This is a genomic window from Plantibacter sp. Leaf314, assembly GCF_001423185.1.
In the GTDB taxonomy this organism is placed as follows: domain Bacteria; phylum Actinomycetota; class Actinomycetes; order Actinomycetales; family Microbacteriaceae; genus Plantibacter.
This window is the reverse complement of sequence record NZ_LMOB01000001.1, coordinates 874628-890501: the sequence shown is the minus strand read 5'-3', so window position 1 is coordinate 890501 and position 15874 is coordinate 874628. Positions and strand designations below refer to the sequence as shown.

Genomic DNA, 15874 nt, shown 5'->3' with positions numbered 1-15874 from the left:
GGCGTCACCCTCCGGGGTGGCGCCGTTCCGTCGTTCCCGGCCGTCGTCCTCGTCCGAGGATCGTCAGCCGCAGGCTCCGATCGGGACCGCTGACGGCACTCGATTTGCGGGGCCTGGAAATGCATGCTAGCTTTATCTCTTGTGCCGCAGGGTGGAGCAGTTCGGTAGCTCGCTGGGCTCATAACCCAGAGGTCGTAGGTTCAAATCCTGCCCCTGCAACAGAAAAGAAGAAATCCCGGTCTCATCGAGACCGGGATTTCTTCGTTAACACACCGTCGGTCGCACCGACGCAGAGGCGTCGGTGCGACCGACGGGTCATCGCACCGAGGGGCGCTCCTCCAGGTCCGCGAGGTGCAGGCCGAAGGCGGCGGCGACGCCGCTGTTCGTGACCTCGCCCGCACGGACGTTCACGCCGGCGCGCAGGGCCGGGTCGGCTGCCACCGCCTGTTCGGTGCCCTGATCCGCGATCGCCAGCGCATACCGGAGGGTCGCGTTGGTCAGGGCCCGTGTCGAGGTCTCCGGGACGGCGCCGGGCATGTTGGCGACGCAGTAGTAGAGGCTGTCGTGGACCTGGAACGTCGGGTCGTCGTGCGTCGTGGGCCTGGATCCCTCGAAGCAGCCACCCTGGTCGATCGCGATGTCGACGAGGACGGATCCCGGCTTCATGTCGGCCACCATCGCATCGGTCACGAGCTTGGGTGCCTGGGCGCCGGGGATGAGGACCGAGCCGATGACGAGGTCGGCGTCCCGCAGCTGTTCGGCGATCTCGTAGGCGGACGACGGCCTCGTCTGCACGTGTCCTCCGAAGCGGTTCTCGAGCTCCCGGAGCCGGGGGATCGAGATGTCGATGATCGTGACGTCCGCCTGCATGCCGAGGGCGTTCGCTGCGGCGTGCTCGCCGGCAACGCCGCCGCCGATGACGACGACCTTCGCCTTCGGGGTGCCGGGCACGCCGCCGAGGAGGATGCCCCGACCGCCGGCTGCCCGCATCAGGTGGTAGGCCCCGACCTGGGTCGAGAGTCGCCCGGCCACCTCGCTCATCGGCTGGAGCAGGGGGAGGGAGCGGTTCGCGAGCTGCACGGTCTCGTAGGCGATCGCCGTCGTCCCCGACGCGAGCAGAGCGTCCGTGAGTGCTCGATCCGCTGCGAGGTGCAGGTAGGTGAAGAGCGTCTGGTCGGGGCGCAGGTACCCGTATTCGGAGGCGACGGGTTCCTTCACCTTGAGCAGGAGGTCGCCCGCTGCCCAGACGGAGGCTGCATCCGGGACGATCGTCGCCCCGGCGTCGCGGTAGGCCTCGTCGAGGTTGCCTGAGCCGATGCCGGCACCCGCTTGGACGACGACCTCGTGTCCGTGGCGGACGAGCTCGTGGACGCCGCCTGGGGTCGCGGCGACCCGGTTCTCGTTGTTCTTGACCTCTGTGGGGATGCCGATGCGCATGAGTGCTTCCTCTCGCGGGCCCGCGGCGTTCAGCTCGGCTCCCGCTCGTCGGTGGACGGTGTGCGACTATTCTGGGGTTCCTGCGAGCCTGACCGTGAAGCGTTGCAGAAATCCGGACATCCATCTCGCAAATCGACGATGCTTCGGACAATGGGGAGGATGATCGCAGTATGACGAACAATCTTCGCCGGAACGTCGACCTCGACGACGTGGACCGCACGCTGCTTCGGCTGCTGCAGGAGAACGCCCGGATGACGAACGCCCGGATGGCGGAACTCGCGGGGATCGCGCCGTCGACCTGTGTCGCGCGGATCCGTTCGCTGGTCGATCGTGGGGTGATCACCGGGTTCGCTGCGAGCATCGACCCGGTGGCGGTCGGGCTCGGGCTCGAAGCCCTCATCAGTGTCAACATCCGGGCCGGCGCCCGAGCGCGGATCGCCGAGTTCAGCGCCGGCATCCGACGATTGCCGGAGGTCGTCCAGGTGTTCTTCCTCGGCGGCTCCGAGGACTTCGTCATCCATCTGGCCGCCCGCGACAGCGCACACGTCCGCGACTTCGTCGTCGAGCACCTCTCCGCCGACCCGACGGTCGCCTCCACGCGGACGAGTCTGGTCTTCGAGCATGCCTTCATCGGTGTCGAAGTGGGGGAGTGAGCCTCGGTTCGCGAGGGATCGACCGCGCGAAGGTCACAAACAGGTAACGAAGACGCTTCGCGGAAAAGCCTGGTGATGATCGGTTTTCGTGCGTGTCGCCGCGGCTGTGTCCGCCTTTCGGGGGATTGTCGATTAGCCACCAGCTGTGAGTTTCGTTAGCGTTGTCGACGGCCCGCAAGGGCTGACCTACGTAACCGCGTCCCGCCCCCTGTCGCCTTCGTGACGGCGTGCTGGACGTACGGTCGAACGCAACGTGGTAGCCGTCGACGCCCCACGTGATCCGAGCCCGCGCGCTGTCTGTCAGTGCGCCGATGGGGCGGATCCTGAGTCGTTCGACCCGGCCTGACGATCGACAGGAAGAGTGCAACGCGGCTCCGCGTGCGCTTCCGGGAGAAAGAATGACCGAAACGATTGCCGTCTCAGCGACGGGTCTGTACAAAGTCTTCGGCAGGAAGCCGAAGGACGCCGTCAAGCGTCTGCAAGCGGGTGCGTCCCGCGACGAGATCGCGACGAGCGGGACCGCTGCCGTCATCGACGCGTCATTCGACGTGAAGCAGGGCGAGATCTTCGTCGTGATGGGCCTCTCCGGCTCGGGCAAGTCGACGCTCATCCGCATGCTCAACGGCTTGCTCGAGCCGACCGCCGGTACGGTGACGGTCGCCGGGCAGCCGATCTCCGGCGTCTCCTCCAAGCAGCTTCGTGCGGTGCGCCAGGAGAACATCTCGATGGTCTTCCAGCACTTCGCCCTGCTGCCCCACCGCACGGTCCTCGAGAACGCGGCCTACGGGCTGGAGGTCAAGGGTGTGCCCGCGGCGGAGCGTCGCGAGCGTGCTCAGGCCGTCGTCGAACGGGTAGGACTCGCCGGCTGGGAGGACAAGCTCCCCGGCCAGCTCTCCGGCGGGATGCAGCAGCGCGTCGGACTGGCCCGCGCACTCGCGTCCGACACCGACATCCTCCTGATGGACGAGGCCTTCTCCGCGCTCGACCCGCTCATCCGTCGCGAGATGCAGGAGCAGCTCGTCGAGCTGCAGGCTGAGCTGGGGAAGACGATCATCTTCATCACCCACGACCTCAACGAGGCGATGTTCCTCGGCGACCGGATCGCCGTCATGCGCGACGGTCGGATCGTCCAGGTCGGTACGCCGAACGACATCCTCACCGACCCGGCGAACGACTACGTGGCGCAGTTCGTCCAGGACGTCGACCGCGCTCGCGTGCTCACGGCCGGCGGCGTGATGGAGCCTGCGCGTTCCGTCGTGTCCGCGTCCGCCGGTCCGCGGGCGGCGTTGCGCATCATGCGCGATCTGCAGACCTCGACCGCGTTCGTCGTCGGCCCGGGACGCCAGCTGCTCGGCGTCGTCCGCGACAAGGACGTCCTTCGTCTCGTCCGGGCGGGCGACCACGAGCTCAGTAGCGTCATCACCGCGGACCTCGCCACCGTCTCCCCGGAGGCCGCGCTCGTGGACCTGTTCGAGTCCGCGGTCGAGAGTGCCCTCCCGGTCGCCGTCGTTGACGAGCGGACGCGTCTCCTCGGCGTCGTCCCGCGGGTGACCCTGCTCGCTGCCGTCGGCAACGTCTCCACCAACACGGACGAGATCAGCCTCGTCGGTCCGCCGGCGACTGTGCCCGTCGAGCTCATCACGGCGACCCTGCGGTCGACCGCGGAAGACCCGCAGCACCCCGACGACGGTGGATCCGTCGACCCGACGGCCGCTGAACCGTCCACGACCGAACCCTCCGCCGCCCTCCAGGAAGGGAACGTCCGATGAACGGCCTCCGTCTCCAATCGTCCGACCTCATCGACGCCATCACCCGCCCCGAGATCGGAGCGTGGGTCGAAGCGTTCGTCGACTTCATCACCGACGTGTTCCAGCCGGTGTTCGACGTGATCCGCGCGGTCTTCCAGGGACTCTACGACGGGGTCGACACGATCCTCAGCGGACCGCCCTTTTGGGTGATCATCCTCGTCGCAGCGATCCTCGCGCTCATCGTCCGCGGCCCTGTGTTCGCGATCGGCTCGGCCGTCGGTCTGCTGATCATCGTCGGCGTGGAGCAGTGGGAGAACGCGATGGACTCGCTCTCGCTCGTCCTCGTCGCCGGCCTCATCGCGATCGTCATCGGCATACCGCTCGGGATCCTGGCTGCCCGCTCGAAGGTCGCCTCGTCGATCATCCGGCCGTTGCTCGACTTCATGCAGACGACCCCGGCGTTCGTCTACCTCATCCCGGCGCTCATCCTGTTCCGCATCGGCGTCGTCCCGGGCATCGTGGCGACGATCGTCTTCGCGTTGGCCCCGGCCGTCCGGCTCACGGAGCTGGGCATCCGCAACGTCGACCGGGAGGTCGTCGAGGCCGGCAACGCGTTCGGAGCCTCCTCGTGGCGGATCCTGCGCCAGATCCAACTGCCGCTCGCGATGCCGAACATCATGGCCGGCGTCAACCAGGTCATCATGCTCTCGCTCTCCATGGTCGTCATCGCCGGGATGGTCGGCGCCGGTGGACTGGGTGGCGACGTGGTGAAGAGCCTCTCCAGGATCGACATCCAGCTCGGCTCCGAAGCGGGCCTGTCGGTCGTCATCCTGGCGATCTTCCTGGACCGCCTCACCGCCTCGCTCGGCGCCGGTCGCAAGCGTGGGCGGCGCGTGAAGCCGACGTCGGCACCGGGTGGCATCCGCCCCGCGCCTGCCTCGAGCACCACCACGACGGACTCGACCAGCCATGTCGAGCCGAGCGGGAAGCCCGCTCCGTCCCCGGCCGGCTCACGCTGACGCCCGGCCCTCCCGACTTCAACCGACGACACCGATCCCCGTTCGCGGGACGAAAGGAATCATCGAACATGCAGTACCGCACCAAGATCGCCACCACCATCGCAGCGGGGGCGGCGGCGACGCTCGCCATCTCCGGCTGCTCCGCAGGCGCCTCCGACGAGACGCTCGAGAACGGCGACAAGCAGGCCGTGACCATCGCCGTCTTCAGCGGCTGGGACGAGGGCATCGCCGCCTCCGAGCTGTGGAAGGCCGTGCTCGAGGAGCAGGGCTACGACGTCACGCTCGAGGAGGCGGAGCCGGCCCCGGTGTTCTCCGGATTGAGCACGGGCGACTACGACCTCACGCTCGACGTCTGGCTGCCGACCACCCACGCGAGCTACATCGAGAAGTTCGGGGACGACGTCGTCGACCTCGGCGCCTGGAACACCGACGCCAAGCTCACGATCGCGGTGAACGAGGACGCTCCCGTCGACTCCCTCGAGGACCTGGCCGCGAACGCCGACCTCTTCGACAACCGCCTCGTGGGCATCGACCCGGGTGCCGGCCTCACCGAGGCGACCCAGGACAAGGTCATCCCCGAGTACGGTCTTGAGGACTGGGAGTTCCTCACCTCCGGTACTCCCGCGATGCTCTCCGAGCTCAAGGCGGCCACCGATGCCGGCGAGAACATCGCCGTCACGCTCTGGCGTCCGCACTGGGCCTACGACGCGTTCCCGATCAAGGACCTCGAGGACCCGAAGGGCGCGCTCGGCGACGCCGAAGGCATCCATAGCTTCGGCAAGGCCGACTTCGCCGAGGAGTACCCGACGCTCGCCGGATGGCTGAAGGACTTCGACTTCGACTCCGAACGCCTGTTCTCGCTCGAGAACGCCATGTTCAACGAGGGTGACTCGAAGGACTACGCGCCGGTGGTCGAGAAGTGGATCAGCGACAACCAGGAGTACGTGGACTCGCTCACGAAGTAGCGGCTCACGACGACGACGGGCACCGGAGCGATCCGGTGCCCGTCGTCGTCGGCACCGGGGTCAGCGTGCGAGCCGCGCGAGTCCGTCGACGGCGCGCGCGAGCACCTCGGTGCGTTTGCAGAACGCGAATCGGACGAGTGACGCATAGTCCGGGTCGCGCCGGTCGAGGCAGAACGCCGACAACGGCACGGCGACGACGCCGGCGAGCTCCGGCAGGGCGCGACAGAACGCGGCCGCGTCGCGATGGCCGAGTGGCGCCGCGTCCGCCACGATGAAGTAGGTGCCGTCGGGTCGGAACGTCTCGAAGCCGGCTGCGGAGAGTCCCTCGCTCAGGAGGTCGCGTTTTCCCCGGAGGCCGTCGGCGATCGCGGTGAAGGCGGCGTCTGGGAGTCGGAGCCCTGTCGCCATCGCCGGCTGGAACGGGGCGCCGTTGACATAGCTGAGGTACTGCTTCACGGTCGACACCGCTGCGACGAGCTCGCGGGGGCCGGTCAGCCAACCGATCTTCCAGCCCGTCGTGCTGAAGGTCTTCCCGCCCGAGGAGATCGTCAGCGTGCGCTCCGCGGCCCCCGGAAGGGTCGCGATCGGGACGTGGGGGACGTCGAACGTCAGGTGTTCGTAGACCTCGTCGGTCACGATGAGGGCGTCATGGCGGTCGGCGAGTTCGACGATGAGTTCGAGGGTCGACCGGTCCAGGACCGTGCCGGTCGGATTGTGCGGCGTGTTGACCAGGATGATCCGCGTCCGGTCGGTCACCGCGGCACGGAGTTCCTCCGGATCGGGTTGGAAGTCCGGTGCGCGCAGCTTCACGGTCCGGTGCCTGCCCCCGGCGAGCGCGATGAGGCCGCCGTACGCGTCGTAGAACGGTTCGAAGGTCACCACCTCGTCACCGCGCTCGACGAGGGCGAGCAGGGAGGCGGCGAGCGCCTCGGTCGCTCCGGCCGTGACGAGCACCTCTCCTTGGGGATCGGGGTCGAGACCGTAGGAGCGTCGTTGGTGCTCCGCGATGGCGGTGCGGAGGTCGAGGGTGCCGGGGCCCGGCGGGTACTGGTTCTCGCCACGCTCGATCGCGGCGATCGCTTCGGCGAGGACGGATTCCGGTCCGTCCTCGTCGGGGAACCCCTGGCCGAGGTTCACCGCGCCGGTCTGCAGGGCGAGGGCGCTCATCTCGGCGAAGATCGTCGAGGAGACGGCGCCCTCCTCGTCCACGAGTCCGGCGCCCTCCGCAGTGCGGCGCCAGGGTCCGTCAACCACCATGTCGATCTCCCTCCGCGGCCTGAGTGACAGGCCGCCTCCAATCTAGGACATCACCCACGGCGGCTTGCGGCGAAGACCTAGCCCGCGTACAGCCCGTGCGAATGAAACACACAGCTCGGCGCGCGAAGCTGACTGCGCTTGGAAGGAGCAGAACCACCATGACCGAACCCGCAGACGGACAGCAGCCCGCCGAACACCCCGAGTCCACCCCCGCCGGGGAGACCACGCCGCAGTCCGCAGCCGCTGAGCAGGCCGGCGGTCCCGCCGCCGCGGGTGAGACCCGGCCGTCGACGGCCGGTGCGTACTTCCCGCCGCCGACGGCGACGCAGCCGACCGAGCCGCTGTACGGCCAGGCCGCGCAGCAGCCGCTCGGGTCGCCGCAGCAGGGGTCTCCCTACCAGCAGCCGTCGCAGTATCCGAGCGCGGCGTTCACGCGTCAGCCGCAGCCGAACGCGTACGGCGCCTACCAGCAGCAGCCCGCCCAGCCGCAGGCAGGGCACCCACAGCCAGGCCACCCGCAGTCCGGCCAGCCCGGGACGGGGCAGTACCAGCCCGGTCAGCAGCCCGGGGCCTACGGTGCGTCGCCCTACGCGCAGCAGCACGTCGGGACCCCGGCGGCACCCCGCCCGAAGAAGACGAACCGCCCGCTCGCCGGGATGGTCGCGATGCTCGCGGTCGGAGCCCTCATCGGCGGCGCGTCCGGCGCGGGCGCGACCCTCTGGGTGACGAACGCGACGAAGTCCAGCGTGTCGAGCAACGAGGCCGGATCGAAGGCCTTCGCGATCAACGACGATGCCGACGTCAGCCTCACGACGGCCATCGCCGCCACGGCCGGGCCGAGCGTCGTGACGCTGTCGGTGCAAGGAGGCCAGAGCGCCGGTACCGGTTCGGGCATCGTGCTCAGCAAGGACGGGTACGTCCTGACGAACACCCACGTCGTGACCCTCGACGGTCAGGTCGCCGACCCGACCATCCGGGTCACGGACGCGAACGGCAAGTTGTACTCCGCCAAGCTCGTCGGCACGGACCCCGTCTACGACCTCGCCGTCATCAAGCTCGAAGACGCATCCGGCCTCAGCCCGATGGAGTTCGCGAACTCCGACAAGCTCAACGTCGGCGAGACGGCCGTCGCGATCGGCGCACCGCTCGGCTTGGCCGGAACGGTGACCGACGGGATCGTCAGCGCCCTGAACCGGAGCATCACCGTCGCTTCGTCCGCAGTGCCGGATTCCGGTTCCGGCGACGACGGTGGCTCGGACGACCCGAACGGCGACAACCAGAGCCCCTGGAACTTCGACGTCCCGGGCAAGACGCCGACGGCGCCGACCTCCTCGATCTCCATCGCGGTCATCCAGACCGACGCGGCGATCAACCCCGGCAACTCCGGTGGCGCACTCGTCGACGGCACCGGGAAGCTCATCGGCGTCAACGTCGCCATCGCGAGCGCCGGGAGCACCGACTCGTCCTCGCAGAGCGGGAGCATCGGCGTCGGCTTCGCCATCCCCGCCAACATCGCCAAGCGCGTCTCGGACGAGATCATCAAGACGGGGAAGGCGACCCACGGCTTGCTCGGCGCCACCGTGAAGGATGCCGCGAGCGACGCGAAGAGCACCGTCGCCGGAGCGCTCATCGACAAGGTGACCGACAACGGTGCCGCCCAGGCCGCCGGCCTGAAGTCGGGCGACGTCGTGACGGAGTTCAACGGCGTGCCGATCACCGGAGCGAACGACCTGACCGCGCAGGTCCGGGCGCTCGCCGGTGGGGCGACGGCGAAGGTCACCTTCACCCGGGGGAGCGATTCGCAGAGCGCCGAGGTCACCCTCGGGGAACTCGCGCTCTGAAGCTCGCGACCCGCAGTCCAGGAGACGCCCGCACGGCACCGTGCGGGCGTCTCCGCGTCCGGGCCCGGGCCCGCGACCGGCTGCTAGGCTCGATCGAACGAATCACGGAGTGAACCCCACATGTCGAACGACCGAGGCCAGGCCGACGCACCGTCGTTGCCCGGAGTCTCCTACGTGATGCCCGTGTTGAACGACGCACGGCACGTTCGAGCAGCCGTCGACAGCCTGCTCGCGCAGGACTACGCGGGCGACGTCGAGATCACGATCGCCGTCGGTCCGAGCATCGACGGGACGACGGAACTGGTCCGGTCGCTCCAGGCCGCTGATCCGCGCATCCACGTGCTCGAGAACCGCGTCGGCTCGACCCCGGCCGGGCTGAACCTCGCCATCTCGGCGTCGACCCATCCGATCGTCATCCGGGTCGACGCGCATTCGGAGCTCCCGAGCGACTACGCCAGGATCGCCGTCGAGACGATGCTGCGCACCGGTGCGCAGAACGTCGGCGGGATCATGGACGCCCGCGGGCGCACTGCGTTCGAGACGGCGGTGGCACGGGCGTACGGCTCGCGGGTGGGACTCGGCGGCACGCCGCACCACGTCGGTGGGCGTGAGGGGCCGGCCGACACGGTCTACCTCGGCGTGTTCGACCGCGAGATGCTCGTGCGCGTCGGCATGTTCGACGAGCGCATCAAGCGCGGGCAGGACTGGGAGCTCAACCGCCGCATCAAGCACGCGGGCGGTCTCGTCTGGTTCACCCCCGAGCTGCGTGTCGTGTACCGTCCGCGGGCGAGCCTGCGCGCCCTTGCCCGTCAGTTCTTCTCCACCGGTCTCTGGCGCGGCGAGCTCAGTCGGAGCTTCCCCACGCGCGGCACCCTCAGATACTTCGCCCCGCCGGTCCTCGTACTCGGGATCGTCCTCGGCACCCTGCTCGGTCTCGGCGGACTCCTCCAGCTCGCTTCCGGCATCCCGCCGTGGCTCCTGATCGGGTTCGCAGCGCCGATCGGGTACGCGCTCATCGTGTTGCTCGCGAGCATCGTCGTCACCGGCCGGGACGGGGTGCGCACGAGCCTGTGGATGCTCGTCGTGCTCCCGTGCATCCATTTCTGCTGGGGCACCGGTTTCGTGCTCGGCTACGGCTCGCTCGCGAAGGACATCTCCGCTCTGCGCAACCCACCGAAGGCGGTCTAGATGTCGGATCCTCGTGCAGACGCTCCGGGTCCGCGGCTCACCCCGCCGCGGACGATCGCCGAACTCCGGGCCGTGGCGCAGCCCCCCGAGGTCCGAGCCCGCAAGAACGCGGAACACTGGACGGCGGACCTCTACCTCCGCGACCTGTCGCCGTACGTCACCTGGCTGCTGTTGCGCACCAGCATCAGCGCGAACGGCGTGACCGGACTCATGATCCTCACCGGTTGGGCTGCTGCTGCGGCATTGCTCATCCCGGGCTTCGGCGGCGCCGCGCTCGCCCTCGTCCTGGGTCAGACGCAGATGCTCGTCGACTGCTGTGACGGCGAGGTCGCGCGGTGGCGCAGGACGTCCAGTCCCGCAGGAGCGTTCCTCGACTCCGTGGGACACTACTCGACCGAGTCGCTCATCGCCATCGCGCTCGGTGTCCGGGCGGCCGGATGGCCGGTCGACGCACCGGCCGACCTCACCTGGATCACGCTCGGGTTCGCGCTCGCCCTGTTCGTCGTGCTGAACAAGGCCCTGAACGACATGGTGCGCGTCGCCCGCGCCGGCTTCGGTGCCCCCAAGCTCACGTACTCGACGGAGGAGTCGGCACCACGAGGGGGAGTCCTCGCGATGGCCAGACGGGTCGCGCGGTTCCTGCCGTTCCACCGCCTCTTCCACTCGGTCGAACTCACGATGGTCGTCTTCGCGGCATCCGTCGTCGGACTCTTCGTCGGCGACGTCGAGGCGATGCGGTGGACCCTCGCGGTCCTCGTGCCGCTGGCCCTCCTGACGGTCGTCGGCCACTTCGTCGCGATCGTCTCGTCGAATCGACTGCGCGCGTGATGTCGGGACCGATCCCGGTCACCCGATCCGTCGGCGTCGTCGTGCTGACGCAGGGGACCAGGCCCGTCGAGCTGGCCGCCGGTGTCGCGAGCGTGCTCGCCCAGCGTGGCGTCGAACTCGATGTCGTGGTGGTCGGCAACGGCTGGGAACCGTCCGGGCTCCCATCGGGGGTGCGTGGGCTGGCGCTGGCCGAGAACCTCGGGATCCCCGCCGGTCGCAACCGTGGTGCCGCCACCGTCAACGGCGAGTTCATCTTCTTCCTCGACGACGACGCGACCATCCCGTCGACGACGTTCCTCCAGGACGCGATCGCGATCCTCGACGCCGACCGGTCGATCGGGCTGCTCCAGCCCAGGCTCGCCGACGCGACCGGTGTCCCGACGCCGTCCCGCTGGGTGCCCAGGACCCGCGACAAGGATCCACAGCACTCGAGCGCGGTCTTCTCCTGCCTCGAGGCGGCGGTCCTCCTGCCTCGCCGGGTGTTCGACGCCGTCGGCGGTTGGGCCGAGCCGTTCTTCTACGCACACGAGGGCATCGAACTCGCCTGGCGGGTCTGGGATCAGGGGAGGCGCGCCTGGTACGAGGCGTCGCTCGAGGCCAACCACCCGGTCACCGAGCCGACCAGACACACCGCGTACTACCGCCTGAACGCTCGGAATCGCGTCTGGCTCGCCCGGCGGAACCTCCCGCTCCCGTTCGTCCCGCTCTACGTCGGTTCCTGGACGGCGATCCAGATCGCGCGGTGGTGGCGCAAGCCCGAGGCGCTCCGGCCCTGGTTCGGTGGGTGGCGCGAGGGGTGGAGGACCGACCCGGGCGGACGCCGGCCACTGCGCTGGCGGACGGTCTGGCGGATGGCCAGAGCGGGCCGGCCTCCGGTCATCTGACCACCGGGCACCGTCGTGACCCCACTGTGACCTGGCGTCGTTACGCTTGACGGATGCTGGAGCTGACGTGGGACTGATCAGAGACGGTCGGCGTGCCATCACCCTGGCGCGGGACCTGCTCGCCAACCGGCGGGCGAGAGCCGTCCTCGCCGTCCAGATGCAGGCGGCTCCCGTGATCGAACCCGGCCGCTACAAGGTGGCGGTGTACTTCGCCGATGGCGCCGTGAACATGTACCAGATCCGGCAGTGGTACCGCCCGCTCGCCGAGCTCTCCAAGCGCTGGCCGGTTCTCATCCTCAGCCGCGGAGCGACGGCGGCCGCGAAGCTGTTCGAGGAGTCGCCCGTCCCCACGGCCTACGTCCGGACGGTCGTCGCGCTCGAACGGACGCTCGCCGAGCAGGACATCCGCGTCGTGCTGTACGTCAACCAGAACGCCAGGAACTTCCAGATGTTCCGGTACGGTTCCCGCTGGCACGTGTTCGTCAACCATGGCGAGAGCGACAAGATGTACATGACCACGAACCAGTTCAAGGCCTACGACTACAGCCTCATCGCCGGTCAGGCCGCGAGGAACCGACTCGAGCGGGTGCTCTGGGACTACGACTTCGACAAGCGCGCGATCATGATCGGCCGTCCACAGGCGGACCATTACTCGGGAGCGCTGCCGTACACGCCTGACGAGCGGATCGTCGTCCTCTACGCCCCGACCTGGGAAGGGGATCGCGCGGCCGCCGCGTACGGGTCGATCGCCAGTCACGGCGTCGCCCTCGTCCGGGCACTCATCGCGACGGGCCGTCACCGTGTCGTGTACCGGCCGCACCCGCGGAGCGGTGTCGTCGACGCGTCCTACGCCAGTGCCAACCGAGAGATCATGTCCGCCCTGCAGGAGGCGAACCGCACGGACGCTTCCGCCCAGCACGTCGTCGACACCGGCGCCGAACTCGGGTGGCAACTGGCGGCGGCCGACGCGGCGATCGTCGACATCTCCGCCATGGTCTACGACCGGCTGGCCAGCGGGAAACCCCTCATGATCACGCGTCCGGTGCATCCCGAGGCGGAGATCGACACCGGAGGATACCTCTCGGCCTGCGAGTGGCTCGACGCGTCGGACGCGTCGGACATCGTGGGCGGCATCGACCGCCTGCTCCAGGATCCGGACACCGTGGCACGGCTGCATCACTGGGTCGAGTACTACTTCGGCGACACGACTCCCGGGGTGACGACGGCCCGGTTCCACGAGGCCATCGAGCACCTGATGGCGGAATGGGACCGGTTCGCGCTCCTTCACGCGGGTGACCGCCCGGAGCTCGACGAGCATGAGGACGACGAGGACGAGGACGACGACGAGGATCGAGCCTGAGGCGCGCCGGATCGTTGAGTCCGCGCCCAGGAGAACCACGTAGGGTCGGGCAGGTGAATCCGTCCTCCGGGCGCCTGGCCTCCCTCGACGGAGTCCGTGGTGTCGCCAGCGTCGTCGTGGTGCTCTACCACGTGTCGTTGTTGGCGCGACCCTTCGCCACCGGCCGCATCTCGGAACCGGCGTGGGACATCGCGACGGAGACGCCGCTCAAGCTGCTGTTCGCCGGAACCGAGGCAGTGCAGGTGTTCTTCGTCCTGAGCGGCCTCGTCGTGGCGTTGCCGCTGTTGCGCGGTGGGGCGAGCTGGCCTGGCTTCTTCGCCGCCCGTTTCGTGCGGCTGTACCTGCCGGTCTGGGGAGCGCTCCTCTTCGCGGCCGCGCTCATCCTGCTCATCCCGCGGGATCAGGCCTCGGTCACGACCGGTGAGTGGATCGCCAACGCGAACGCGACGAGCGTGGACCCGCTACACCTCTTGTCGGAGGCCACCCTCACGCCCGTCAGCTACACGCTCGTCAACACGCTCTGGTCGTTGCGGTGGGAACTCATCTTCACGCTCCTCCTGCCCGTCGCCGTCCTGCTTGCACGGCTGCTCCGTCGCTGGGCGTGGCCGATCGCGGCACTCATGTCGGTCGTGATGGTCGTCGGTCGCGTCGCGGGCGTCGACGCCGCCGTGTACCTCCCGGCCTTCTTCATCGGTACGTTGATCGCGGTCCGGCTCGAGAGCCTCCGGGCCTGGGCGGCGGAGCGGTCACGCCCGTGGCAGTGGGGCATCCTGACCGGCGTCTCCGCCCTGCTCCTCGTGGCCAGCTGGTTGTCCCGTCCCTTCGTCGAGTCGTCCTCGTCGCTCGGCCAGGCGCTCTGGGGGCTCTCCGGTGTGGGTGCGGCCGGACTCATCGTCGTCGCCATCGGAAGCCCGCTCGCCCGACGACTGCTCGAGGTCCGACCGGTCCTGTGGCTCGGGAAAGTGTCGTTCAGCCTCTACCTCGTGCACGCGCCGATCCTGGCGACGCTGGCGTTCTCCTTCGGTGATGCACGCTGGTGGCTGGTCGGCATCGTCGGTGTCCCACTCAGCCTGCTGGTCGCCGCCGCGTTCTTCCAGCTCGTCGAGCGGCCCTCACACGGCCTCGCGCGTCGCGTCGGCCGGGCCGTCCAGGCGCAGACGGAAGCGGTGCGTTCGTGGGCCGTCAGCCGACGCGGGGGACGAGCGCCTTCCGCTTCTTCCGACGATCGGCCGCGCGCAACTCCTGAGCCCACCGACGGGTGACGGCCTCGTCGTCGTACTGCTCGGCGGTGGTCCGCGCGTGGCGGCGCATGGCGTCCACCTCGTGGTCGGGGAGCGCGAGCAGCCGTTCGATGGCAGCGGCGACGACGGCCGGCTCGGCGGACGGGACGAGGAACCCGTTGCGTCCATCGGTGACGATGTCGGCCGGTCCGTACGGAACGTCGACGACGATCGGCAGGCAGCCCGCCGCCATCGCCTCGACGAGGACGAGCGGGAAGCCTTCCGAGGTCGAGGTCATGACGAGGAACGAGCCGGCGCCGAGCTGTTCGCGGGCCGAGCGGTCGTAGCCGTGGAGGACGATGCGGTGCTCGGGATCCTCCGCGGTCAGGATGGCCTGCAGTTCGCCGAGCAGCTCGCCGCCGCCGTAGACGTCGAGCGTCGGAGGCGTGCCGACGGCGGGTGTCGCTGCCAGGACGGCCCGGATGGCGTGAGCGGGGCGCTTGCGCGCCGTGAGCGACCCGAGGAACATCCCGCGATGACGGGGGCGCGCCGCTTGCGCGACGTGCTTCTCGACGAGGTCGCGCGAGTTCGGGATGACCGCGAGCGAAGCGTGGTCACCGAGCATGGTCCGCACGTCGGCCAGTTGACGCTCACTCAGGAGGGCGACGAGGTCGAAGTCGTCGAGTGCCTCGAAGACCGCGCGCCGCGACTCCCGCAGTCGACCGTGCGGTCGTTCGGTGCCCTGGAGGTGGGAGGCGTGCACGACATGCGCCGTGACCACGTTCCGGTTGCGATAGCTGAGGACGAACGGGGCGGTGGTCTTGCTGTCGACGATCATCCAGGCCGGGGCCCCGGCGGTGATCGCGTCGAACCACGCCCGATACAGCGACCAGATCCGACCCCAGGCGCGCACCGGCTGACCGTGTTCGTCACACAACACGACAGAGCGGCCGCCCTTCGTGCCCAGCTCCTTGGTGTCGCGGCGGTCGGAGAGGAGGAGGGTGCCGTCGGTGCGGTAGACGTCGACCTGCAGAACCTGGCCGGCGTCGTCGCGACGCTCCCGGCTCAGGACGGCCTCGCCGCGGCGCCGCTCGGTGCCGTCGTCGACCGTGGGGAGCGGCGTGAAGGGATACCGCTCGAGGTCCAGGGAGCCACCCGGCAGCGGGTTCGAACGCAACCAGTCGTAGAGGTTGACGATCCGCATGTCGTCCACGAGGTCACCACGGGATCGGAGCCGCTGCTCGAGGGCGGGGTAGTCCGGTCGCTGGTCGAAGGTGAGGATGTCGACGGGCGTACCGGCCAGACGCACGAACGCCCGCGAACGGTGGAACATCGCTTCGGTCATCCCCCCGAAGTCGTCCGTCAGGCCCCACGTGACCGCGAAGTGACGACCTTCGGGGAGGAGGCTCTGGGAACGGCGAAGGAAGGGAAGTTTCACGACTCGACGCTACGCGACGGACCTGGAGAGATGCCG

Annotated in this window: 13 protein-coding genes and 1 tRNA gene; 11 read left to right on the top strand and 3 right to left on the bottom strand. The window is 69.2% G+C overall.

Annotation, left to right across the window (positions count from 1 at the left end):
* Positions 1-145: 145 nt before the first annotated feature.
* Positions 146-219: transfer RNA gene (locus ASF68_RS04190), tRNA-Met, on the top strand.
* Positions 220-315: 96 nt separating this feature from the next.
* Here the strand turns inward: ASF68_RS04190 and ald are convergent.
* On the bottom strand, positions 316-1437 hold the full coding sequence (gene ald / locus ASF68_RS04185) for an alanine dehydrogenase (protein WP_056007217.1): 1122 nt from the start codon (positions 1435-1437) through the stop codon (positions 316-318).
* Between the two features lie 170 nt (positions 1438-1607).
* Between ald and ASF68_RS04180 the strand changes: the two genes are divergently transcribed.
* The 4 genes from ASF68_RS04180 to ASF68_RS04165 all read left to right on the top strand — a co-directional run bounded on the left by ASF68_RS04180 (position 1608) and on the right by ASF68_RS04165 (position 5822).
* Positions 1608-2090 carry an Lrp/AsnC family transcriptional regulator gene (locus ASF68_RS04180; protein WP_056007214.1) on the top strand — a complete coding sequence of 161 codons (483 nt, stop codon included), beginning with the start codon at positions 1608-1610 and terminating at the stop codon, positions 2088-2090.
* Between the two features lie 398 nt (positions 2091-2488).
* Complete coding sequence (locus ASF68_RS04175) at positions 2489-3859, top strand: glycine betaine/L-proline ABC transporter ATP-binding protein (RefSeq protein WP_082455855.1); 1371 nt, start codon at positions 2489-2491, stop codon at positions 3857-3859.
* Positions 3856-4857 (top strand): proline/glycine betaine ABC transporter permease, encoded by a 1002-nt coding sequence (locus ASF68_RS04170; RefSeq protein WP_056007211.1) that lies wholly within the window; start codon positions 3856-3858, stop codon positions 4855-4857. Before ASF68_RS04175 ends, ASF68_RS04170 begins: the two co-directional genes overlap by 4 nt.
* Before the next feature lie 68 nt (positions 4858-4925).
* Positions 4926-5822 carry a glycine betaine ABC transporter substrate-binding protein gene (locus ASF68_RS04165; RefSeq protein ID WP_056007208.1) on the top strand — a complete coding sequence of 299 codons (897 nt, stop codon included), beginning with the start codon at positions 4926-4928 and terminating at the stop codon, positions 5820-5822.
* A 60-nt stretch (positions 5823-5882) separates the two neighbouring features.
* Here ASF68_RS04165 and ASF68_RS04160 read toward each other — a convergent pair whose 3' ends face one another.
* A complete protein-coding gene (locus ASF68_RS04160) occupies positions 5883-7079 on the bottom strand; it encodes an aminotransferase class I/II-fold pyridoxal phosphate-dependent enzyme (RefSeq protein ID WP_056007205.1) in 1197 nt (398 codons plus the stop codon).
* Between the two features lie 158 nt (positions 7080-7237).
* Here ASF68_RS04160 and ASF68_RS04155 point away from each other — a divergent pair, with 158 nt between their 5' ends.
* The 6 genes from ASF68_RS04155 (at position 7238) to ASF68_RS04130 (ending at position 14442) form a co-directional block, all read left to right on the top strand.
* Positions 7238-8920: a S1C family serine protease gene (locus ASF68_RS04155; RefSeq protein ID WP_082498476.1), complete on the top strand. Its 1683-nt coding sequence runs from the start codon at positions 7238-7240 to the stop codon at positions 8918-8920.
* Positions 8921-9040: 120 nt separating this feature from the next.
* Entirely contained in the window at positions 9041-10108 is a 1068-nt protein-coding gene (locus ASF68_RS04150) for a glycosyltransferase family 2 protein (RefSeq protein WP_056007199.1), read from the top strand.
* Positions 10109-10936, top strand: coding sequence for a CDP-alcohol phosphatidyltransferase family protein (locus ASF68_RS04145; protein ID WP_056007196.1), 828 nt, complete (start codon positions 10109-10111; stop codon positions 10934-10936). It abuts the gene before it with no gap.
* Positions 10936-11820 (top strand): glycosyltransferase family 2 protein, encoded by an 885-nt coding sequence (locus ASF68_RS04140; RefSeq protein ID WP_056007193.1) that lies wholly within the window; start codon positions 10936-10938, stop codon positions 11818-11820. The genes ASF68_RS04145 and ASF68_RS04140 overlap by 1 nt, the downstream gene beginning before the upstream one ends.
* 67 nt (positions 11821-11887) lie before the next feature.
* Positions 11888-13180, top strand: a complete 1293-nt coding sequence (locus tag ASF68_RS04135; RefSeq protein WP_056007190.1) for a CDP-glycerol glycerophosphotransferase family protein — start codon at positions 11888-11890, stop codon at positions 13178-13180.
* A 53-nt stretch (positions 13181-13233) separates the two neighbouring features.
* A complete protein-coding gene (locus ASF68_RS04130; RefSeq protein WP_056007187.1) occupies positions 13234-14442 on the top strand; it encodes an acyltransferase in 1209 nt (402 codons plus the stop codon).
* On the opposite strand, the gene ASF68_RS04125 is transcribed toward ASF68_RS04130, so the two are convergent.
* Positions 14363-15838, bottom strand: coding sequence for a glycosyltransferase (locus ASF68_RS04125; protein ID WP_056007185.1), 1476 nt, complete (start codon positions 15836-15838; stop codon positions 14363-14365). The genes ASF68_RS04130 and ASF68_RS04125 overlap by 80 nt on opposite strands.
* Between the last annotated feature and the right edge of the window lie 36 nt (positions 15839-15874).